The organism is Fundicoccus sp. Sow4_F4, assembly GCF_052116145.1.
GTDB lineage: Bacteria > Bacillota > Bacilli > Lactobacillales > Aerococcaceae > Fundicoccus.
In genome coordinates this window covers 1-23,091 of sequence record NZ_JBQKLQ010000013.1, presented here as the reverse complement: position 1 = coordinate 23,091, position 23,091 = coordinate 1, and the positions used below count along the sequence as shown (strand labels likewise).

Genomic DNA, 23,091 nt, shown 5'->3' with positions numbered 1-23,091 from the left:
CTTCACACATTATTACATATTAATCTATGAAAATATAGAGGTATGTGTTATTTTCATAAATATAAAACAAATTCAAATAATGTATATGATATGATGTGAAAAAAGTAAATAATATTAATCTAATGATAATTATAAATAATAGGAGAAGAATCATGATAACTATAAATCACTATACTTACCGAGATGAAAATGACATAATAGAAAGCTTTAAAAATACATTGAAACCAAAATACAAATCAGATACAGAATTTTCTGATTTTAACAAACAAGACCATGTAGAATTTCAATCAATAATGGGATGGTTTAAAGAAAATGATTATTTCAATACTATACTTTAGTGACAACCCTATTATAATTGACGATGTTAAAACAACCCCTTACACCATAGGCAATACACACCCTATACTTTAGCGAGGCGATCCCCCTGATATACATAGACAAACACCCTGATTATATTAAATGTAGTGAATGCTTAATGTATAAAAAGAGACCCACTAATTTATGATATGTAGACGACTACCCTACTCATACTTTAGCGCATCAATCCCCTCATGTGATGATGTGAAGAGCCAAGTATACTTGTATACGACGGCATTACATCTAATCATTTTAGCGTATCTTTACTTATTTATGATATATAAGTCAATTTAAATGTGCATTTATGCAAGTATTACACACAAATCAGGTGAGATATGCTACTATATATAGTAGTAAACAAATAACTTAATACTAAAACAGACAAATAATCTATGCGATATTTTAGAGGAGGATTTATTTTAATGAGCAGAACAAGACGAGAGTACCACTCAACGGGGGCGCGTATTATGCGTAAAGTAAAAGGTAAAGGATGGATTGCGGTAGCAACTACAGCCTTAGCACTAGGAGTATCAATCCCAACCAATATTTTAGCGGCATCACCACAAGCCATACAAGCAGTGCTGACATCAGCTAAATCATCATCATTTGACGATAAAGCATCACTTGCGTTAGACGAGGCAATCCAAACAGAATCATCAAAAGCCCTTGAAGCTATTACATTAAAGTGGACGATGAACAATTTAGATCAAGTTAAAGCTGAAATCGAGCGTCAAAAAGAGTTAGGTTTAGAGGCATATGTTGTTCAATGGGGGGATACATTATCAGTAATTGCAGAAGCGATTGAGTCAGATGTACAAGAATTGGCAGATGCAAATGGTATTACAGATCGTGATTTAATCTTAACGGGCGATATTCTTAACGGGGTATTATCTGAGGCTGAATCAGTAGTCGTATCACAAGCACCTACACAAACTAACAATTCTAACCAAGTAACACCCGCACAACCGTCTACACCAGCACCAGAGGCACCAAAACCAGTAGAACCAAAACCTGAAACACCAGATACTGACAAACCAGTAGAAGAAAATCCAGACACAGATAAACCGGTAGAGGAGACACCAGTAGAAGAAAATCCAGACACTGATAAGCCAGTTGAGGAGAATCCAGATACTGACAAACCAGTAGAAGAGAATCCAGATACTGACAAACCAGTAGAAGAGAATCCAGATACTGACAAGCCAGTAGAAGAGAATCCCGATACTGATAAACCAGTAGAAGAGAATCCAGACACTGATGAGCCAGTAGAAGAAAATCCAGACACTGATGAGCCAGTAGAAGAAAATCCAGATACTGATGAGCCAGTAGAAGAAAATCCAGACACTGATAAGCCAGTAGAAGAAAATCCAGATACTGATGAGCCAGTTGAGGAGGATCCAGAAACACCAGAACCAACACCAGAAACACCCGCACCAGAGGAGCCAAGTGAAGAACTACCAGCAGAAGAGTCAGTAGAGTCCGAGCATGTAGTAGGTGAGGCAACACGTGTAGTAATTGGTACTGAAGATATTGATTCTGGAATTGTAGGACGTGAGGGTGAAGAGTATACAGAGGGTGTTGTAACAGTAAGTGAAGAGCCATCCGAGATTAATTATAACGACTATCAAGATCCGTCAACATATGAAAACGTAGAGACAGAAGTACCATTATTTGATGAAGAGGGCAACCCTTTATTAGATGAAGAGGGCAATCAATTATTTGACGTAGTGATTGAAGAAGTTGAAATTCCGGGTGCATGGCATCAACGTTCAGTAATCTATAGTACAACTGTACATACAACATCACCGGGTGTACGTGTAATCTATGATAACACTTTAGCGGAGGGAGTTGAAGTTGAGGACTTTGCGGGTGTAACAGGGGTACGTAACGTAACGGATGTTCAAGAGGTTATTGATGGGGAGGTAGTTGATCAGTTTGTAGATGACGTTGTGGTTACAGAAATGCAAGATCGAGTAATTCGATTGGGAACAAAACCAGCGGGTTACATTAGAGAGACAGCAAAAGAGACACAAGTCATTACACAAGGTAAGAAAGTTATCAAAGACCCTAATAAGTGGGAGGACTTTGTTGAGGTAGTACCAGGTAAAGCTGGATCGATTGTAAAAGTATATGAGACATTATACACACAAGATGGGACAGTATTAGCGACAGTTGAGGTTTCAGAGGATGTAATTGAAGCAGAATATGACGTAACCATCGTAGGTACAAAACCAATTAAAGGACAAAAAACAGTAACGGATACAGTAGCGATTCCATTTGAAACAGAGGTTCGTGAAGTCGATAGTTATGGTACAGAAGAGCGAGTAATTCAAGCAGGGGTTAATGGTTCTAAGGTAGTTACAACAACAATTCACACAGAAAAAGGTGAAGAGGTAAGTCGAGAGGTAACGGGTGAGGAAGTCACAAAAGCACCTGTTAATAAAATTGTTGAGGTAGGTAAAGCTAACTTAGCAACAAAAGAGGTAAAAGAGACAGAGGCTATTGACTTCCAGACAGAAACACGTGATAATGCAGACTTACCAAAGGGTGAAACAAAAGTAGTTCAAGAGGGTAAAGCTGGAGTAGAGACAATCACTTATAAAGTAACAAAAGTTAACGGTAAAGAGACTAAACGTGAGGAAATCAAACGTGAAGTTACAACACAACCAGTTAACAAGATTGTTGAAGTTGGGACTAAGGTAGAATATCAAGAGCCAACAGTAACAAAAACAGAACACACAAATGGATCAACCGAAATCCGCAATGAAGTATATAACGAAGTGAACAATGGTGCGCATGGTAACTTAGCAATGTCAGGTGGAGACTATCAAACAGGACGTGGAGAGATTGTATCCGAAACTGAAAATAGTTATGTGGATGCAAATGGGGATACAATCGTAGAGGTCACAACAAATCAACGAGGGTACTTCACTTATACACCTGATTATTACAATGACAACACATTAGAACCTGGAGTTAATGTAACAACTGTACAAGGACAAGAAGGATACACGACATTTGGTTACACAGATGTTTATAAGAATGGTGTATACCAAACTACAACTTACTATGACAATGGTACAGTGGTGGACGCAACAGTAGCGACAGTCTTACGAGGTACAAAAGACATTACAGGTTCACGCACATGGACAGAGTTCACGCCAATTATTGCAGGGACAATCACAACAAACGACCCTAACAAGTCATCAAGTGAGAGTTACACAGTAGCAGGTCAAGACGGCTATATCGCAATTAATTACAAGTCAACAAACGGTGGTTCAGCAGTAGAGGTAAGTCGTGAAGTAGTAGACGCAGTCTATCATGAAGTATTTAATGGGACTAAGTAATTAAATTAAACAAAACACTGAAGAGGGGTATCTTACCTCTCTTTTTTTGTTTAAATATATATATCACACCTAACCCCTGACGAGGATATAACACCCCTAACCCTTATTTAACGTAATCATATATCATTAAAGGGCATTTACTAGTAGATAGGAGATACATCACGCTTTGTAAAAATATAATAATCTTGTATAAAATAACAACAAATAAACTTTTTGTAAACCCTGCAAACGTTGATATAACAACAATCTGAAATCGTCTAAAATTTGCAAAGATATACATAGATGGTATTATATAGATGTAGACAAAGACGAGGGTGGTCAAAAAACAAAAAGTTGGATCGGGACTTATAAGCAAAAGTATAAAAGGCTTACAAACAAACAAAAGAGGAGGAGATTTACATGGTAAAGGTAGCAAGTAGGGTTTAATGACGGTGATTTTTACGTAGATGTAGCAAACTTGATCAAACACGACATAGAGGATTTGGCGAGTGATTGGACTAATAACTTTTACTCATAGTAAACAACAATTGAACAATTTCCAAATGTAATATTACAACAATTAAATTTAAATGCTTTCGGTGTGGATGTTATTAAGGGCGAGATTCAAAAGACGCAAACTGGGACCACTGTGCGTTGGCAGGACCGGAGAAAATTAATAGATTCCTTGGTTATAAAAAGAAAACAGGATTTCCCAGCTTTCCAATTGAATGAGGACATCCAACAAATAATAGAGAATATTCTGGAACGCAAGGGAGAATTCTATAATATGACTACAACTGAGCAATTAGCAACACTGAACAATTGTATTGAGTACCTCTTAAAAGAGGGGAAAAATTTTAAAGCAGTCGATTCAAGTCTCTTTTATGATTACATAAATGAAAACGATATCAGGCGTTTTAGACAGGAAACACAGGTGTTTCGTCATCATTCTAAAGAATCAATTGAGGAAAGAAAATTATGGATTGAATCTAAAAGGGAATTCTACATACGCTTAGGACTCTTAATAGTTATGAATTTGATTAATAATTCTACTACTGAGTCTTTTATTTTTTAATTAAAAGTGAACACAATGATGAGTTAATTGCTCTGTAATTATAGGTCTTAATTATATAAAATGAGTGTAAAGAACTGAGGTGGTGAGCACGCTTGGATTATCAGTCGCTGTATAAAAGTCGCATTTTAAACCAATTTGAACCACTCATACATAAAACTCTACAAAGGATGACGATTCCTCAACGGCATATTAACTATGAGGATTATGCCCAAGAGTTACGAATGAAACTGTTGACTATTGAAGATTCCTTCGATGGTAAAGCTTTAGGGGGTGATCGCATACGGTTTGTTGCCTATGCCGGTAAGGGACTATATTGGTACTTGGTCACTTTATTGCGGAAAGAACAGAAGAAGCAAGAGGTCTCTTTCGATGAAGTTGAAAGAGCAGTCGATTTTGACATGCCAATTGAAAATAGCAGGATTGAATTAGTAATATTTTTGGAAGAAGTTAGGCGACGATTAGATCGGGAAGAGTATGAGTTATTCCTTATGCTATCTGATGAAACTTTAACAGTGACAGAAATAGCCAGAAGGTACGGAGTTGGTAGAAAGACGATTTACCAACGGAAAAATAAAATTGTTGATAAGATAAATGATTTGAAAACATTGTTGTTATAAGGAACATACATATTATTAAATACGTTTATATGGGTGAGGGTATCGTTTGTCGGTATGATCACCCATTTTAATTTGTAAAGGAGGGTTCGAATGAAAGAGTTTAAAGATGCCAAATTGCAATTTAAAAGTGTCGATGAGTTAACAGAGAAGGTCAACTCCTTTAATCTAGGCAATATTAAGCAAGATACTAGTGCTGCTGAAGCACACATCGTGCGTGATGCAATTCAGACTTTAACTACAAAGCCTTTAGGTAAGACATATATCGTAGAAACCAGCGAGTTAGTTTAATGTAACCAAAATATTTGATAAGGAGGTAATACTACATGTTAGATAACTCAACTACAAACACCCTAGAACTATTATTTAATGATGCGGCAGGTGCTGCACGTAAGATTACAGTCAAAGATCCAATTGAGAATTTAACGGCTGAAGTTGCTCAAGCGGCTATGGATAAAATAGTTGAAACAGATATCTTCCTAGATGAAGGTATGGACGTCTATGCAGTTGCAGAAGGTGCTCGTTATGTTACTCGTTCTATTCAAGACGTTTATAAAGCCGAAGCATAAGTTAATAGTGTGTTGATGGCCCCGCTAAATACTAGCGGGGCTATTTTGATAAAGGGGGTATAAATATGACATTGATCGAAATCGGTAGTATGGCTGGAGCAACGGTGGCCATCATTACGTTAATTAGTAAATTGGTTGCTTTGATTACAGCAATCCAAAATCTCATTTGCAGGTTAGATAAGATGGCCATTGAAATTGAAGAAGGGAATAAAGAGCGAGTGATTCTAGCGCAAAGTATCAGTCGGCAAGATATAAAAATACATGAGATAGAGTTGCTGTTTAATAATATAAAGTATGAATTGTCAGAATTAAAAGCAACGGTGAAGGAGTGGTTGCAACGTGTCAATTAATAATCAAAATTATGACCGTTTGAAGTGGCTGGTGTTAATTTTTTTGCCATCATTTTCTGCGTTTATTGGCGGTTTGGGGCATTTGTATAACTGGGTAGATGTTGACTTGTATCTAGCGACGATGAATCTATTAACCGCGTTTTTAGGCGGTTTAATACAAGTTTCCAGCAATCACTATCATAAAGAAGGAGATAATCAATATGACAGCTCAACAGGTGATTAATTTGGCGCTAAAGTACGTCGGAACGCAACAATACGGTAGTGTGCATAAAGCGTTAATTGACCGTTATAACAAAGTAACACCACGGCCAAGTGGTTATAAAATGACTTATGATGATGCTTGGTGTGATGCCTTTGTAACAGTAATTGCAGATGAAACAGGTACGGCTAGTTTGATTGGGCGTGAATGTGGAGTTGAAAGGCATATAAAGTTGTTTAAACAAATGGGAATCTGGTTAGGACGGGTAAAGCCCAAGGTAGGAGATTTAATTACCTTTGATTGGGATGGGGGAGGCTTTGCTGATCACATAGGTTTTGTAGCAGAAGTATCGGGCGATATATTGAGAACAGTTGAAGGTAATGCGAATGCGCGCGTCGCCCAGGTCTATTTTGACTGGAATGATTGGCGTATTAAGGGGTTTGCTAGGCCGAAATATAGTGATGAAAAAGTTAATGTTCCAGTACTGAGTGATAAGACTATGGAGGACTTGGCTTCAGAAGTGTTGTCGGGTAAGTGGGGGAATAATCCGGCGAGGGAAAAAGCTCTGAAAGTTGCGGGGCATGATCCTGTTAAAGTGCAACGTATGGTCAATGAGTTGATTGCTAAACGTATAGAAAATGTCGGTAAAGATGCTGATAAGGTAAAGGTATTGCCTAATGCAATGACATACTATACTGGACAGAAAATTGCTAGTTGGGTGCTTGGGGCTCAGTTTGATGTCCTGGAGCGGAAGGCCATTAGGGGTGGAGAAGTTTATTTATTAGGCTATAAAGGTGATGTGATTGGCTGGATGCGGGATAAGGATGTCACGGTCATGTAGAAGGGTATGTGGCCGGAGGTCGCGTAGCGGTCTCCGGTAGCTTGTCAGGTAGGTTTTATAATTATAGCCCAGCGCATCATTTTGCGCTGGGCTATAATTATGTCATGAGATACGCGCCTGACGGCTGCTTGGGCTGGATGCAAATTCGGCAACGTTGCAGATTTTGGCAACTTCAGGCGATTGCGAAGCATTCGCGTGGTGTTGTTGGGGGCAGGTGGACGCTTTAAATTAGATTTAGGATGATGCCACGTGCGTTAGCAGGTGGCTTTCGTCTTTCTTTAGGCGAATCGTAAGGTGAGGTGCCATGTGCGACTCTGTCGCACGAGGCACGGTACCTACTCCAAGGTTTGTGGTTAGACGAGTTAATAGTCGCAAGCTTGATGAGGCTCATCTCGTTATGCGCAAGCGCAAAACGAGGCGAGCCAAGCCTAATGTTTTAGGCGTATAATGTGAAGGCTGACGCTGTAGTGTTTAGGTTGGCCATATTACTCAGCTTCTATGAGCGAATCGGTTCGGGTGAGTCCGTGTGGAATACCAAAGGTATGGAGCCAGTCACGAAAACGAAACGATGAGCGAATAGATGCTGAGTAATATGTTTATTGGATGTATTTTGAGATGATTTTTAAGAAAAGAGAAGCAAATATGAACGCTTTCAATAATCGCATTTTAGTGATATTCTTAATCTGTATAATTTGAATGTATATGTTGGGATTAAGTCAAAAATAGAGACTAAATAGGAGGATATCATGTCAAATCCATTTGATAATATTGGGAAGTTAGCTAGCGGTGTCGGAAAGATTATTAGCGATAGTAAGGATAATGTAGGGAAAATAGCAAGCGGTGCAAGTAAGACCATCAACGATAGCTCAAATAACGTCGTAGCTATATCTCAGGAGAAAATGATGGAAACTTTAAACTGGGCTTATGACAAAACTTTAACAGGATTGCCAGGGCAAAAGGATATTCAGGAACTAGTGGATGATTATCTTTCGAGATATGATAAAGAAACAGCAATAAAAAAGCTTGTTAATGCCCAAGTTACAAAAGCTGCGACATCTGGATTTGTAACTGGATTTGGTGGCTTTATAACGATGCCAGTCTCTATACCGGCCAACGTCACCTCAGTGATCTTATTTCAGATGAGAATGATTGCAGCGATAGCATTAATTCGAGGCTACAATTTAAACAGTGATCAAGTTCAAACTTTTGTTTATGCCACACTTGCTGGGACTACCGTATCTAATATTATGAAGAAAAGTGGTGTTGTAATGGGCAATAAGATGTTACTTAGTTTAGTCAAGAAAGTTCCAGGTAAGACATTAACTAAAATAAATCAAAAAGTTGGGATTAGATTAGTGACTAAATTTGGTTCTACGGGTGTGATTAATCTTGGAAAAGCAGTGCCCGTTGCTGGTGCATTTGTTGGCGGTACCTTTGATACTTTGACTACTAAGACAATCGCATTACTGGCACAAAAGACATTTACTGATGAAGGAATCAATGCAGGAGATGGACTGATAATTAATAAATCAGACCTTGTAGTTAACGAATAAGGCTACAGATTTGATAGAACTATGACTAACAAATTTGCCACCAGTTCCATTTGCTAGTTTCAGGGTTATGAGTTATAGCAATTGAATAATAATATTAAACACAGCATAAATGAATTAAAAGAGGGATACAGTGAGTAGTTCAAGGTGTTAAGCGAGTGGATAGCTAAGCAGAATATTGGTGTTGGCAAAAGCGCAGAATATCAGGTTTTATTGTTTGCGAGCTTTGAATATTGACTAGTTTCGGAAATTGCTAACAGATCCAATTACACTGGTCCACCGACAATACGAGAAGTGTAGTAGTAGGACGAGGTAGTATCCTTAAGATTGTTAGAGCTCATCTCGATACGCTTTCTCGCGTACTGAGATGGGCCATTTCTTTTTGTTAGACATAATTAGCTACAAGAAATGATTTTTCAATTTGAGAAGCTTATAGCATTATTTTTAGAAATATTTTGAAAAGAGTATTCTTTTAGAAAGAAGTATAATAGCTAGACTTACAGAACGCTTGTTCGTATAATAGATATATCAAATGAATAAGGAGGCACCAATATGATTGATATAAAAGCCCGCTATTATTTCGAACACGTTCTATTGCCAAGTTTATTTTTCGCAAATCCACAGCACTTTATTAATCTAGTTCGCCCACACCACACTTACCAATTATCGGACAAGTTAGAAGAAGTAGAATCAGAGTATCCCTTACAAGAATTGTTCGAGGGGATGGACTGTCAGGTAGACTTTAAAGAGTTTATGCCAGGTGTCTTTAAATTGGAAGTTAAGATGTCTGAACCAGAAGAACAGGGATTATGTCATAAGGTAATCTTTATGGTGGACTTTGAAGGTAGTTTACCCGTCTTTATCACGATAGAGGAAGGGTACGGTCGTGTCGTTTTATGTAGCAAATTGGAAGATGGCACACGCATGAATTATGGAGAATTTGCTGCTGACGCAGTAGAACAAGAGAACCAGCTAATTGAGTTATATGAAAACTATCCAGGATCGCTTAATTTTCTAGAAAAAATAAAGCAAGAGAGAAACGCTTAGCGTGCGAACGTCAAAAGAATACTGGCTTAATAATTACCACCAGATTTACTCGCTTAGTTTCAGTTCCGCTGCGCCTACATACCTACGGTATTCCGGTCGGCCTCACTGAACCTTCGCTCCTAAATCTGGTGGTAATTATTTTGCGTACAATGGCGCCCTCAAAGAGTTGGCATGTCAAGTAGGCGTACAAGCATCGAAGCGAGGTGCCATGTGCGACAACGTCGCACGAGGCACTGTAGCTGCACCAGTCTTGTAGTAGGGGGAGTTGATAACCACACAGATGGCTAGGGCTCATCTCTATACGCGTAAGCGCGTATAGAGGAGAGCCAACTCAAGACTAGCCTAGGCGTATAAAGTCTCCAGCTTTGAATTTTCACCAGGATAGGATACTTATACCACTCTTGGGAGCGAAGTGGTTCGGGGGAGTCCGAGCGAATCCCGCAGGGATGGAGCCGGTCACGACAACGAAACGCGGAGCGAGCAAGTGTGGTATAAGTATCCTTAAAGCTTATTAGCTATTCCCTGCTCCCTTGCTAGTCCAATTATGGAAGGTTCATCTTCGCATCATCCAAGTAACTTCGATTCTAAGCTCATTTCAATTAGCTCCTTGCATAGTTCTACCTGGATGCTTGCTACAAGGTCTCTATAGACTGAACCTGTGGCCAACGTACTCATAGATATGGACTGTCTTAGGCTCAGAGATAACTTTGACATTGAATAAGTAGTAGTGATCCCTATGATCATTAGCATTATGACGATTCAATATAAAATAAGATTTTTGTGCCCCAGCCATGCTCATTAATAAATCATCCGTTATAAATAGTCAAAGTGTAAGGCGTTTTGTCTAATTCTTGGTTTACTCATTTGTGTCTTCCTCCTCGTGTATTTTTATTTCGCAATATAATAAGTAATATCACTCTGTACTCAATTTAGAATCGTAAACTTAGTAATCATCCGATGATTAATTCTCCATCTTTTTATCCTAGTATCACGAGCTCTTTTGATAGGTGAATAACTGCGATCATTCTTACTAACACATCCATTTTAAAAGTAGCACATGATTCATGATCACAGGTTAGTTAAATATAGTATAAGGTCTGTTAATTTACAAAATAGGAACTGCAATATTTATATCTACAATATAATTTTTATTCAGTTTAATGTGGACAATCCAGGCCACCTCGTTTGAAAACCAAATGACTATATCCAATCATCCACAATAAAGTGAAATTGATTAGTACTTCAGCGAATAATAACGCCATATCCTCACATGGTATTACCTCATACCTGATTATTTAGAGTCATATTGTAAACCATGACTTAAGTATTAATCGTAATATAACTAGAATGTAAAACTGTTTTTTAAGCATCAACTTAAAAAACTACATGTCATATATTTCAAGAAATAAATTTTTCAAAATATTAAATGACTAGTATAGAGATACCCCAATTTGTCTGAATATACATTATACGAACTAATGTTTTTTATCGCAATAAGTAATATTGATCTACCCATAAAACCAGAAAGAAATATGTTAGATGATTTAATCGAAAAACTAAAGAGCAATATTACAAAATAAACTAAAGTAGGTGGGAATAAACTTTTATGATAATATACAAATTATACATACCTATAAATTTTAAATCACTGAAGGAGGATATAAATTGTTTAATATTACTTATGAAACGTGGGAAAAAGTAGTAAAGTTGTATTTCGAAACTGATATAAGAAAACTCAACAGTTATCTGCAGTGGTATCCATTTACAAGAAAAGCGTCAATGACTAGGTTGCTTGAAAGAGAGTATTTTGATGAATTTATTGATAAAGGTTACTTTTTATTAGATGAAAATTTAATGAGAGTGCAAAGAAACTATATGCAAAGATCCAATGGACAATATAGACAGTCTCAATTGATATCTCCAATAATGTATCTTTTACTGCAAGCAATCTGTGTTAATATCTCTGATAATGTTGAGTCACAGAGGAATGAGGCCATAAAAGTTTATTATTCTGGGAATCTTCATTCGCTAAATCCGTTATATCAGGAAGAGTATTCAAATTTTTATAAGGAAGTTATATTGACAGAAGATATTCATGATTATTTCATAAAGTTGGATATATCAAACTATTTTCCAAATATAAATATAGATAAACTTTTTTCCAAGATAGAGAAAAAGTCTAGTGGATTTGATCAAATTGAATTGTTAATGTATAAGGAGTTTATCAAATACATAGGAAATGGAAATTTTCCAGTAATTCAGAACAGTATGGGAACTTCGTATCTTGCTACAGATATATATCTTGAAGAAATTGATAATACTATTTTTGATTACCTCAGCCATATTAATTTAATTTCGCGTTTTAAGATGATTAGATATGTAGATGATTTGTATATATTATTTGATTCAAAAGCTGACGGAATAAGTATGGCTAACATTTTTGAAGAATTTCAAAAATTTGTTAACACCTTGTTTCATGCGAATGAATTAAATTTAAATTCTGAAAAGATTAAATATGGTGACTCTAGTAGAATTTCTGAAGTTTTATCCACCCCGTACTATGAAGAAATAGTTAATGGTGAGGAATTTGATATTTATGAATTAGACGTAGAAAAAGCAGAGCAATTACTTTTAGATTTTTTAACGCAAGTCGAATTAGAGATAGAGAATAAATATATCTTAACTAATAAGAGATATATCGAAATAATTGAGAACATATTCTCTATTGAAGCTAACAATTTATCACCGAGTGAGATATTAAATAGAGTAATCTATTCTAATGATTTGAATTTTACGATAGATCCGATAAAAAGCAAGGTTCTTAATGTTACAGACGTTCATATTCTTAGGACTACACCTAAAGTCTTCTTAACTTTGCTATTGAATACAAGAGACGGTGAAAGAATAAGAGAGGTACTTAACAATTTGTTTATCAAATCTAGAGAGGGCTTTTGGATGTTGAATGATTTGGAGATTGCGATAACTTATTTGATGAAAAGAAGGTTCAGTCATTATGATTTAATTGAAGCGTTGGTCCAACAATCTCCAGAAAATATTTCATTATATCAATTCATCGACTCTTATTGTATAAAGTATGAATGGCAGTATAAGTCAGTAGAAAATATAAAAGTTTTTAAGCATTTGAAGGTATCGAAACTTACTTTACAAATTTTCTTTTTGTACCTTTGTAACAAAAAAAGAGATGATTATTTAGCAGCATACTCTTATTACAAGTCATTTTTTGATAGAATAACGGCAGAATTTGCATGGTCTGAATCAGGATTTACCAAAAACGCTAATTATAAATCATATCATCAAAGTAAGGTGTTAAAGAAATTCTACGAGAGATTTGATGGTAGTCGTGAAATTATTGATGAAGCATCAAAATTTAGAAATTTTAATCCAATAAACCATGGGTCAGCAGAACTATTATCTGGAGATACGATATCTAAAGAAATGTTAGCCCAATCGTTAGAAAAACTCTCTAGAATGATTTACTCCTATATAGAATCGATTGAAATAGTTTAAACATAATTGGATTATTATTTAATAGAATGATGATAATGTTGTTTCTTAAATAAATCTTAAGATTTACGTGGTATAATGAATGTAAATTGAATAAGAATATATTGATAATTATATAGAAAAAGTTTTTTTATTACTAATAGCAAAATTTTATTGGTACAAAGAAATTATATGCAGAAATTTGATGGTCAGTACAGGCAATCACAATTAATTTCATCTATTATATTCTTAAGAATACAAAAATAATTATTATCTAAGTTAATAACAACTATTTATCTTATAAAACTAAGTAGTTATTATGATATGTTTATCACTAAACTGGAACTTGTAATATTCATTATTGAAAAGCTAATGCAAGGATTCTGAATAAAATGAATCCATTTGATATATATATAGTTAAGTTATAGAATTATAAATTATAACTAATATTCGTTTATTGGTTTTTTCAATTCTGTAAATTAAAAACTAATTATTCTAAGTTAGGAGACAATAAATTGGGGAAATTAAGAGGAGATTGGTTTCATTCAAGAACTGGGAGTCAACTATCAGAACTTGCAGCTATACAATTGCTAGTAGAATCGAGTAAAAGAGCTGAATTCATAAAGAAAAGATGGGGTGCAGGACGTAAGGGAGCGAATGGAGCCTGGCTATATGCATTTGCTGCTACTGCAAAAGTTGGTGAAGAAGAAATTCGACCATCAACAATGCAAACTAAAATTAGGAACTGGATAAGATTAGGTTTTTTAAAAGACAGCAAACTTTTACCTTTAAAATGGACTGAATTAGGGCTATTATGGATAGATGCTGTTGAAAATGGACGCGGCCAAGACGCTAACTTGCTTTATAGGCTAATAATAGCTAACGCAATTTCTGTAGCATCATTAATACCAGATGGACATGGATTTGATGAAACGCCAGTTGAAGAAAGATTAATAGTTAAGTTTCTAATAAACGAAATGAAAAAAAATTCAAACGAACTCAGTAGAGCACAATTATCGGAATTGATTGATGGCGACACGACTAGACAAAAAAGTTTTAATTACTCATATTGGGTGACTGATTTAATACAGTCGGGTCTATTCATAAAAAATGACGATGGTGGACTTAAATTTTCAAAAATGTACCCCGAAATGTTGTCAGCGATAGTACAGTATAAGCCATCAAAATTATCAGCAACCCAGATTAAAGAATTTCCCTTAGCGTATGGATCGCCTTTCAGAGAAGCATTACTTATTGAGTTTAAGAAATATGGTTCTATTGACTTATTAGAAGCAGTTAGGACAATATCTAATTATAACATAACACTAACAAATGAGCAGTTGGAAGTTAACTCATATGTTAGATTGAAAAGAAATTCAAAATGGGCTAATGAAATAAAAAATATATATAATTATAAGTGTGTACTGCCGAATTGTGATGCAGAAGGAACCTTATTCATTGAGGCAGCTCATATCATGCCTTTTAGTGTACATGATGAATTAATATTAAATAAACATAGAGATGATTTGGAAAATGGATTAGCAATGTGTCTAAGTTGCCATAAAATGTTTGATGCAGGGTTATTTACTTTTGATGAAACAGGGGAAATTGTTCCCTCAAAATTTATATATTCATCCGATTTAGTTAATAATTTGTACCAGACTAATGTTATTAGAGTAATTAACAGTGGAAGAAAAAAAATACAGACAACATTAGGTAACAGCATTAATAAACTATATGTTAGTTATCATAGGGAAAATATATTTTTAGGAGAGTAAGAGAATTGGAGAATGAAGGCAAAGAGTTTTTAATAGAACTTCAAAAAAAGTACAATGTTTTTGAGGACGACACATATTCAAGTCTTGTAAACTTTCAAAAGAATTCTGATATACCATTTCAAAGGTGGTATCCGTATCGAGAAGGGTATTCATACGAGCTAGTTGACAAACTTATAAAAAGATTTTCAATAAGTGGGAACTTATTGGACCCATTTATGGGGAGTGGTTCTTCAATACTAGCTGGAAGATACAATAATTTAAAAACTTTTGGAATTGATGTTAATCCAATTTCGGTATTTGTTGCAAAAGTAGAAAACTATACACTTGAAGAATCAGAAATTCATCGTGCTTTAGGTTACAAGAATTCATTTGAAAATTTAAGAAGAGATAAACAGACTAGATATTCTACTTTTCTTTTAGCAGAAAAGTATTTTAACTCAGATATATTGCAGGCTTTATTACAATTAAAAGATGAAATAAACTTGATTAAAGAATCAAAGGTTAGAGATCTTTTATTTTTATCTTGGCTGTCAGTTATTGAACTGGTCTCAAATGTAAAAAAAGAAGGGAATGGACTTAAATACAAAAATAGAAAAAGACAAAAGAATACATACACAACAATTCCAATAGAAGAATGGGAAGAAGCAAACTTTCCGACTGATAAGTTTGAATTTGTTAAAGAAAAAATATTGGTTAACTTAAGTATGATATTAGAAGACTTGCTTTTATATAAAATAAAAGCTCCAGAACCAACGATTATCTTAGGATCATCAATTGATAAAGTAACAGAGATTCCAGCTGAGATTGAACTAACTGTTTTTTCTCCACCTTATGCAAATTTTTTCGATTATTTTGAAATACATAAGATGGAATTATGGTTGGGAGATTTTGTCGAAAGTCAAGAAGAATTAAGGATATTAAAAAGAACTGGTATGAGATCCAATCCTAGCGCTGTTAATTCTAAATCATTACACTATAATAACGATTCAGTGAACTTTTTAATTAATTTAATATCTCAAAAGAAGTTGTGGAGTAAGAGAATACCTGATGTTGTCCTTGGGTATTTTGATGATATGGAAATATTACTAAATAATTTATTTATTAAAACAAAAAGTGGTGGAAGAGTAGCAATAGTAGTCGGAAATTCTGCTTATAATGGAGTAGTAGTTCCTTCAGACTTATTAATAGCGGAAATTGGAGAGAAAATAGGGTTTGTTGTAGAAGAAATCATAATCACAAGACATTTAACATCCAGTTCGCAACAAAGAAAACATTTGATAGATGTGATGGATTTTATGCGAGAATCAATAGTAATTTTAAGAAAGAGGTAACAATGACAGTTTTAAATTTTGAAGAATTACCAAATAATATACCATTTGATTCTGTAGTCAGTATTAATACCAAAAATGTCACATCTCTTACACATGGCTTTCATAAGTATCCTGGAAAGTTCATTCCGCAAATTCCAGAATGGGCTATTAGAACTTATTTAAATGGCAGCGGTAAATTTGTACTTGATCCATTTTCAGGAAGTGGTACTAGTTTGGTACAAACATTAATACAAAATCATAATGGATACGGTATAGATATTGATCCATTATCTTGCTTAATTTCCAAAGTAAAGTCTACACCTTTAGAATCTGAAGTTTTCTTAGATATAAGTGATTGGATCTTGTCAAAAAAAGATAATTGCATTCCTAAATTTTATCCAAAAACTAATAATCTAAATCACTGGTTTACTGATGATGCAATACATAAACTTCGAATAATCAGAACACTGATTGATTTAATACCAAACGAATTTTCAATGTACTCAGAAATAGAAGATTATTATGACGCTTTCATAATTGCTTTTTCTAGTATAATTAGGAGAGTATCAAATGCAGATAATCAGTCTCAAAAAACTTATGTCTCAGGAACAAAAATAAAGAAACCTGCAGAAGTATTCTCTTTATTTGCTAAACAATTAGGACTCTACTTTGAAGGTTTTAGATTGCTAGAGAAAACAAGTAGTGAAAATTATGAGGTGAAAATCTTTAAATCTGATGGAAGTCCAGATTTTTCAACAATCATACCAAACCAAGTAGATTTAATAGTGACTTCACCACCATATATTAAGTCCATAGACTACGTTTATAACCAAATGGTTGAACTTTTTTGGGTAGGAGATTTATTTGAAATGGATACTCAAGTAAAACAAAATATAAAGAGAAAACTTTACGCTGGAACTACACTAGTAAGGAAAGTAGAGTATAAGGACATCTCAAAACAAAGTTTGTTTATAACAATTGATCTCTTGAATGAATGCATTAATGACATACTGAAAGATGAAAAGAATGGTGAAAAACATGCTTACATTGTTTTGGAATATTTTAAGTTTATGAATACGCACTTTGAAGCATCATCTAAGGTCCTTAAAAAAGATTCAGTTTATGTTATGGCAGTCGGAAACAGTATGGTTAGTAATGTAAATGTTAATACAGCCAGCATATTAATCGAGTTGGCAGATCGGTATGATTTAGTTTTGGAAAATAGATGGAGTTATATTATCAAAAATCATTATATGGGATTTGATAGAAAAAATAGAGGTGGAAAGATTAAAGAAGATCATATGCTGATTTTTAGAAAAAAAAATTGTTAATGTAGGTCTATTAAGTAATTTATGCTATTATATATTATTCTTTTCCGATTATATTTTTTTAATGATCAAAAATAGTCTGTAACATTCAATCTAATAATTTACAGATTGAATGTTACAGACTTTTTGCATAATAGTTCTTTATAAAATATATTTATTTATTCCTCTCACGCGTTTAATTTGTACCATAAATTATGCCATATAATAGGAAGAGATTTAACAACGATTGATGATGCGTGGTTAAAAATATCCTAATAAATTAGTCTTTGTTAACCCATGCTAACGAATAGAATAGTGAGTCACTGGACTCAAAATCCTGTGCCCTCACGGGCGTGTCGGTTCGACCCCGACCATCGGTATCAGCTTAGCAGTTTCTCACCCACATGAGAAACTGCTTTTTTTTATGCTTTTATTATGGCTGTAAAACTTTGAGAGTTGATGGATATAGAAAGTATAAATAGGGTTATTATCCTTTATTGATTGGTTTCTATCATAATAGCTTCAGGCCAGTTGCGCTATATCTCAAAACAGCAGCTTTACTGCCAGTAGCCGATGTCCCTCCACATTCACTATAATCTGGTTCAGCAGTAGCATATGGGATTGTTTCATTGAGATTTCTATTTCGTCTAATATATATACTGCGTCCTCAGCGTCAAAAACGTACTTTGACCCCGTATCATCAACAACATATACTTCATCTCCATTTTGTATGTTATATACTTCTCTAAATTACTTTCAGATACTAGAGATCCCTCTTGAGCATAAACAAATTTATTTGAGGATAATAAGAGATTGGCAATATGAATGACCATTGAAAATAAAGACATTGTTTCATATTTAATTCTTCCTTTACAACCAAACAAAATAAACGATATATATTTTTACTATCGATATAATTATAAAAAGTTTATTTTAGATTCTACCATGTCATGTTTAGAAGAAAATAAAGATAAGCCACTGTATTCAAAATTAGTAGAGAGTTATCATACAGAGGATGTTAAAGAAAAATGTAATCGTCAATTACAATTTTAGATTTTGCTAAGTAGAATTTTACACTTTTGTTAGTTAAATATTTTTGTGTTTATTTTTCATGAGATAGCTATCAGCGTCCATTTGAATGACTTCTACACGGAGTAATAAACGGTCTAAAATCGCTGGGATAATGCTTTAACCGCCCATTAGCTCATTCAATTGGTCGGGAGCTTTATTGAACGTTAAAATAACCGAAGGTTGTTCATAGAAATGATTATTAAGTTGAAAAAAGCTTGGCTTTATAGAAATCCATCGCTAAGCACATTAAATGATTGATAATGTCTAAACCCACACTTCGAACGCGTTTTAAATGGATTTGTGACTGTCGTGTACATAACTCTGTTTCTAATACAGACGTCAGCTCGTCCATGGTAATGTAAAAAATTGATAAGCGCGTTGAATGGCCTCCAAGCCCAGCCACACACTCAAGGCTGGTTTACCGACTCTGGGTGGATCCAGTAAGATTAAATTAACCAAATTTAATGTCGCAAGTTGGTTTAGTTGGCGCTGGGAAAGAGGACACATCAAAGCTGGATAAGGGGTTACGGTAAAGATAATGAGCCCGTTTTAATCGCCGTTGAATCCCTTTAGCTTCACGTTGTTTCCATTCAAAATACTTTATTTCCATTAATAATTTCATATGGGTCCAAGAATATGTCTCAGCTTGCCGCAATTGTTGCGGTCAAAGCTGTGACATTTCTGCTAAACGCAGTTGTTTAATGAGGCTTAAATTACTTCAACCGATTGACTTATGCTTCTTCTCCCGCTTCTAAAATCGCAGTATAGGTTTCCGTCGAACGGACGGTGACGTCATAGTGTGATCTAGAAGGCCATGGCTTCTGTTCATCTTGGCCACATTGGTCTGTTGCGTTAAAGTCTTATGGTGTTCAAGGTGCTTGGCCATGTTTTTCATATCATTGGTACTCCATAACTTCCGTTCATAACAGCCCTGAATGGGCTTGAGCGTCAGTGGGTGATTTGATTCGAGTAAAGCACATGAATAATCTGAAATTTGTCTCGCCGATACCGTTGGTATTTCGTTAAGAGCTGGATCATAAAGGTTTGAGTGATTTCATCTGCAGTGAAAGCCTGATAGACCTGTTGCTTCAATCCTTTAATCTGTTAAGAACGGTCACGTTTATGGCTGATTTCTGATTAGCTTGTCTCTTAACATAACACACGGAATGGGAAGCAATGCCTTCAAGGGTTTGAGGATGAATTAAATGTCATTCATTTTCAGAAATGTCAATCAATACACGCTTATTTGGCCAGGCCTGGTAACTCGCTAAAGGAAGAGAATAACGATTGTTTTGATAGACCACCGTATTGTCCTTGTGGCTAAATCTTGATATGCTTGCAGTGTAAGTGCTTTCGAAAGAAGGCAAGGAGAAGGCTGGAATTAAGTGTTGGTTTTCAAGAGAATATACTTTTTCGGGTCTATTTTTAGTGCCTTCATGAACCCAACGGTTCCCTTTTCGTTCTAACCGCGCTAAAAGATAGTCAAGCAAATTATCAAGGATGACATAAATGCGACTATCTGCAAAAGTCTGCTTGATATATTTCTCACATTTTAGATTTTTTCTTTGGAGCACAAAAGCAACGACATTGGGATTTGATAAAGGGAATGGAGGTCTGATTACTTTGCCAGTTGTATTACCAACAAATTTCACAAATGTAATATTATTTCAAATGAGAATGATTGCAGTAATCATGAGTTATAAATTAAAAGGTGATCAAGTACAGACATTTGTGTATACAACTTTAGCTGGAGCTTCAGTTTCAAATATTGTGAAGAAATCTGGAATTGTTATTGGAAACAAAATGATGTTTGCTTGAGTAAAAATGGTTCCAGGAAAAGTGTTGACGAAAATCGATCAAGCAGTTAGTTTTAGATTACTTACTAAGTTTGGAATTAAAAGAGCAGTTAACCTTTGGAAAGCAGTATAGGTTTGCTGGCGCATTTGTTGGAGGTGCTTTTGCTTGTGTTTCACAACAACCATAGGAGTGTTCGTCGATAGAACTTTATTAAAAGTGGGCTTATTGTAGAGGGAATTATTATTTCAAGAGACTATCAAACTCAACAATAATGGGTTATAACGAATATATCCATTACAAGACAATTTGTTTAATGAGCGTATTTTCTTTTAATCAGTCTAAAATGGATAAAACACTTTTAGTGTCATACTGTTTAGAATGGAAGACACTGCGTATTTTAAATTAACCACTAATGATAAATATATATATATCAAGGGAATCGACTTTATATTAAAGGATAAAAACAAAAGTTTTAATGAAAATTTGAGTTTTAGGTAGGTGAAATACTAAAAGTAGATTGTGATTATAAATGTTCAAATGAAAAATATAATATATTAGTTCATGTCGTCAGTCGTCTAAATTTATACATGACACTTTATCTATCTTGATGGGAGTATTAAACTGTTCAAACAATAAGGGGAAATTTTCCCAACTCAATGCGTTAAATTGATAACGTGCGGCTCTTTGAATCCAGCGTATAAGGACAAAGTTATTTTGCAGAAATGAATGACTATAAGAAAAGTGTAAAAGTACTGATTGTTACCAAGACGATATAAAATAAATTAGAAAAAAGTAAATATATCTATTCTAAAATCTAAACTATAAAAATTGTTGTATAGTTTACGAATTTCTATATTGTGTGGATCGCAAATAATGGCATTGTTTTTTGAACGTAACAAATCAGACAATGGTTAATGTAACCCTAAGATAATTTTATCAATGGAATAACCCAAAAAATTTTGCTGTGTATTCATAAGACGTTAGATTTTGAGACTCGTCCCAAATGATAATTAAATTATGTGTTTCTAGACATGACTCTTAGGAGAAGAGGTTAAGTTAATAGGCGCTTTGCTTAAATGGTTAATTTCGAACCGACTTATATTATTCACTGCATCGAAAGATTATATTAGAGTGTTCACATAGCAAACCATCCACGTCGAATTCCTCACTAACTCAACGTTAAATTTTATATAACTAATTTACATTAGACAAAGTAGATATGTTATCTATAGAGAAAAAGTCATTGACGATTGTGTTGAAAGTCTAACACGAGTGAGATAAGTGTGGATAATAAACAATTCAAGATTTATCCACAATGATATAGGCAAAAGTACTGAGTGAAACTAAACATAAAAAGGAATAGTATATTTAAGTCAACGGTATTAAGCTAGCCTTTATGTATAATTAATTAAGTGGAGTTTATAATAGTTGCAAATAAATAAAAGCGATATTGTATGGTAAATGAATAACTGTGAAACAAAATCTCGTGATTTAGAACCACGGGAGACTTTATCAGTCTTTAACTTATTTTTAAATGAAAGAGAATCCAATGTAAACAGAATTATATATGAGCGCAGAGTTAGGATTTAAAAAAACGTTGTTTAAAATATATAAGGTTTCCACACAAGACAACAAAAGACTTTGTAAATAAAATTATTTAAAGATGGAATTTAAGTATAGTTGGCCCAGCATGTAAAACATAAGTGTTAAAGTTTTTGAAAAATAATCGATGATAAAATTTTTTTATCGTAAGTATAGGTAAAATGAATAGAGCAGGTCAACTTATTCGAAAAAATCAACAATGTTAAATATAAAATCGTTTCTAAAAAGAATAATTTAAGTTTTTTACTGGCGAATTTGAAGTGATTTAAATTTATCCAATCGAAGTGCCGCATTATGTCAGATTAAAAAGGGAAAATAAGACAATAAAATTTAAGATGAAAACTGCGTCAGTATAAGTTTGTTAATTAAACTGAATAAAAATATTAAGAAAAGCTTAAAAAAGGTTTGACAGAATGATTGCTTCCATGTTATATTATTTCTTGTCGTCACGAGGCGATAAACAACTCCGAAAGCGAAAGTTAAGTCGGAAGTGTCAGTTTAAAAGTTGAAAACTTTCTTTGAAAAGTTCTTGACATTAACTTAAACGACATGTTATTATAAAGACCTTGTTGTTGTGAGAACTACAAACAAGCGAGCGAGTGAAAAATTAAGTTAAAGAAAAAGTAAAAGTATTCTTGACACCAAGAAGTAACTCGTGTTATGATATAGAAGTTGTCGCGGTAAGGAACGAAGCGTTTCCAAAGTGACACAAAGCTCATTGAAAACTAAACAAAGATAAACACCAAGATGTGTAAGAGTTTATTGGCTACGGCTGATAAACACAACCGAATAAATTT

17 protein-coding genes and 1 pseudogene are annotated in these 23,091 nt (G+C 34.4%); 16 read left to right on the top strand and 2 right to left on the bottom strand.

The genetic code is table 11. From position 1 onward, the window contains the following. Window positions 1-152 precede the first annotated feature (152 nt). The 11 genes from ACTQ5J_RS13155 (at window position 153) to ACTQ5J_RS13105 (ending at window position 9,925) form a co-directional block, all read left to right on the top strand. Window positions 153-338 carry a hypothetical protein gene (locus tag ACTQ5J_RS13155; protein WP_441753650.1) on the top strand — a complete coding sequence of 62 codons (186 nt, stop codon included), beginning with the start codon at window positions 153-155 and terminating at the stop codon, window positions 336-338. Between the two features lie 441 nt (window positions 339-779). Beyond that, the gene (locus ACTQ5J_RS13150; protein WP_441753649.1) at window positions 780-3,701 is read left to right on the top strand and encodes a G5 domain-containing protein; all 2,922 of its coding nucleotides are present in this window, start codon (window positions 780-782) and stop codon (window positions 3,699-3,701) included. Window positions 3,702-4,467: 766 nt separating this feature from the next. After that, window positions 4,468-4,755 (top strand): hypothetical protein, encoded by a 288-nt coding sequence (locus tag ACTQ5J_RS13145; protein ID WP_441753647.1) that lies wholly within the window; start codon window positions 4,468-4,470, stop codon window positions 4,753-4,755. Window positions 4,756-4,847: 92 nt separating this feature from the next. Further along, a complete protein-coding gene (locus tag ACTQ5J_RS13140; protein ID WP_441753645.1) occupies window positions 4,848-5,372 on the top strand; it encodes a sigma-70 family RNA polymerase sigma factor in 525 nt (174 codons plus the stop codon). A 90-nt stretch (window positions 5,373-5,462) separates the two neighbouring features. Further along, complete coding sequence (locus ACTQ5J_RS13135) at window positions 5,463-5,660, top strand: DUF1659 domain-containing protein (protein WP_441753643.1); 198 nt, start codon at window positions 5,463-5,465, stop codon at window positions 5,658-5,660. A gap of 35 nt (window positions 5,661-5,695) precedes the next feature. Continuing rightward, window positions 5,696-5,938, top strand: coding sequence for a DUF2922 domain-containing protein (locus ACTQ5J_RS13130; protein WP_441753642.1), 243 nt, complete (start codon window positions 5,696-5,698; stop codon window positions 5,936-5,938). A 65-nt stretch (window positions 5,939-6,003) separates the two neighbouring features. Beyond that, the gene (locus tag ACTQ5J_RS13125; RefSeq protein WP_441753640.1) at window positions 6,004-6,288 is read left to right on the top strand and encodes a hypothetical protein; all 285 of its coding nucleotides are present in this window, start codon (window positions 6,004-6,006) and stop codon (window positions 6,286-6,288) included. Further along, on the top strand, window positions 6,278-6,511 hold the full coding sequence (locus ACTQ5J_RS13120) for a phage holin (protein WP_441753638.1): 234 nt from the start codon (window positions 6,278-6,280) through the stop codon (window positions 6,509-6,511). The genes ACTQ5J_RS13125 and ACTQ5J_RS13120 overlap by 11 nt, the downstream gene beginning before the upstream one ends. Further along, on the top strand, window positions 6,489-7,328 hold the full coding sequence (locus ACTQ5J_RS13115; protein WP_441753636.1) for a CHAP domain-containing protein: 840 nt from the start codon (window positions 6,489-6,491) through the stop codon (window positions 7,326-7,328). Before ACTQ5J_RS13120 ends, ACTQ5J_RS13115 begins: the two co-directional genes overlap by 23 nt. A 746-nt stretch (window positions 7,329-8,074) precedes the next feature. Continuing rightward, the gene (locus ACTQ5J_RS13110) at window positions 8,075-8,881 is read left to right on the top strand and encodes an EcsC family protein (protein WP_441753635.1); all 807 of its coding nucleotides are present in this window, start codon (window positions 8,075-8,077) and stop codon (window positions 8,879-8,881) included. 549 nt (window positions 8,882-9,430) lie between these two features. Further along, window positions 9,431-9,925 carry a hypothetical protein gene (locus ACTQ5J_RS13105; RefSeq protein WP_441753634.1) on the top strand — a complete coding sequence of 165 codons (495 nt, stop codon included), beginning with the start codon at window positions 9,431-9,433 and terminating at the stop codon, window positions 9,923-9,925. Window positions 9,926-10,568: 643 nt separating this feature from the next. On the opposite strand, the gene ACTQ5J_RS13100 is transcribed toward ACTQ5J_RS13105, so the two are convergent. Further along, the gene (locus tag ACTQ5J_RS13100; protein ID WP_441753668.1) at window positions 10,569-10,742 is read right to left on the bottom strand and encodes a DUF5960 family protein; all 174 of its coding nucleotides are present in this window, start codon (window positions 10,740-10,742) and stop codon (window positions 10,569-10,571) included. 848 nt (window positions 10,743-11,590) lie between these two features. Here ACTQ5J_RS13100 and ACTQ5J_RS13095 point away from each other — a divergent pair. The 4 genes from ACTQ5J_RS13095 to ACTQ5J_RS13080 all read left to right on the top strand — a co-directional run bounded on the left by ACTQ5J_RS13095 (window position 11,591) and on the right by ACTQ5J_RS13080 (window position 17,848). After that, window positions 11,591-13,453, top strand: a complete 1,863-nt coding sequence (locus ACTQ5J_RS13095; protein WP_441753632.1) for an AbiA family abortive infection protein — start codon at window positions 11,591-11,593, stop codon at window positions 13,451-13,453. Between the two features lie 491 nt (window positions 13,454-13,944). After that, window positions 13,945-15,207 (top strand): HNH endonuclease, encoded by a 1,263-nt coding sequence (locus ACTQ5J_RS13090; RefSeq protein WP_441753630.1) that lies wholly within the window; start codon window positions 13,945-13,947, stop codon window positions 15,205-15,207. Between the two features lie 5 nt (window positions 15,208-15,212). After that, complete coding sequence (locus ACTQ5J_RS13085; protein WP_441753628.1) at window positions 15,213-16,538, top strand: hypothetical protein; 1,326 nt, start codon at window positions 15,213-15,215, stop codon at window positions 16,536-16,538. 2 nt (window positions 16,539-16,540) lie between these two features. Continuing rightward, window positions 16,541-17,848: a hypothetical protein gene (locus ACTQ5J_RS13080; RefSeq protein WP_441753626.1), complete on the top strand. Its 1,308-nt coding sequence runs from the start codon at window positions 16,541-16,543 to the stop codon at window positions 17,846-17,848. Between the two features lie 2,255 nt (window positions 17,849-20,103). Here the strand turns inward: ACTQ5J_RS13080 and ACTQ5J_RS13075 are convergent. Further along, on the bottom strand, window positions 20,104-20,547 hold the full coding sequence (locus tag ACTQ5J_RS13075; protein ID WP_441753670.1) for a hypothetical protein: 444 nt from the start codon (window positions 20,545-20,547) through the stop codon (window positions 20,104-20,106). On the opposite strand from ACTQ5J_RS13075, the pseudogene ACTQ5J_RS13070 reads away from it, so the two are divergent. Continuing rightward, window positions 20,465-20,855, top strand: a pseudogene (locus ACTQ5J_RS13070) (EcsC family protein); the annotation flags it as partial. The gene ACTQ5J_RS13075 and the pseudogene ACTQ5J_RS13070 overlap by 83 nt on opposite strands. Window positions 20,856-23,091 lie beyond the last annotated feature (2,236 nt).

Bases quoted from the DNA above. Each gene is read 5' to 3' on its own strand.
- ACTQ5J_RS13150 (WP_441753649.1), top strand. From the start codon at position 780: ATGAGCAGAACAAGACGAGAGTACCACTCAACGGGGGCGCGTATTATG.
- ACTQ5J_RS13105 (WP_441753634.1), top strand. From the start codon at position 9,431: ATGATTGATATAAAAGCCCGCTATTATTTCGAACACGTTCTATTGCCA.
- ACTQ5J_RS13145 (WP_441753647.1), top strand. From the start codon at position 4,468: ATGACTACAACTGAGCAATTAGCAACACTGAACAATTGTATTGAGTAC.
- ACTQ5J_RS13125 (WP_441753640.1), top strand. From the start codon at position 6,004: ATGACATTGATCGAAATCGGTAGTATGGCTGGAGCAACGGTGGCCATC.
- ACTQ5J_RS13115 (WP_441753636.1), top strand. From the start codon at position 6,489: ATGACAGCTCAACAGGTGATTAATTTGGCGCTAAAGTACGTCGGAACG.
- ACTQ5J_RS13130 (WP_441753642.1), top strand. From the start codon at position 5,696: ATGTTAGATAACTCAACTACAAACACCCTAGAACTATTATTTAATGAT.
- ACTQ5J_RS13155 (WP_441753650.1), top strand. From the start codon at position 153: ATGATAACTATAAATCACTATACTTACCGAGATGAAAATGACATAATA.
- ACTQ5J_RS13110 (WP_441753635.1), top strand. From the start codon at position 8,075: ATGTCAAATCCATTTGATAATATTGGGAAGTTAGCTAGCGGTGTCGGA.
- ACTQ5J_RS13080 (WP_441753626.1), top strand. From the start codon at position 16,541: ATGACAGTTTTAAATTTTGAAGAATTACCAAATAATATACCATTTGAT.
- ACTQ5J_RS13135 (WP_441753643.1), top strand. From the start codon at position 5,463: ATGAAAGAGTTTAAAGATGCCAAATTGCAATTTAAAAGTGTCGATGAG.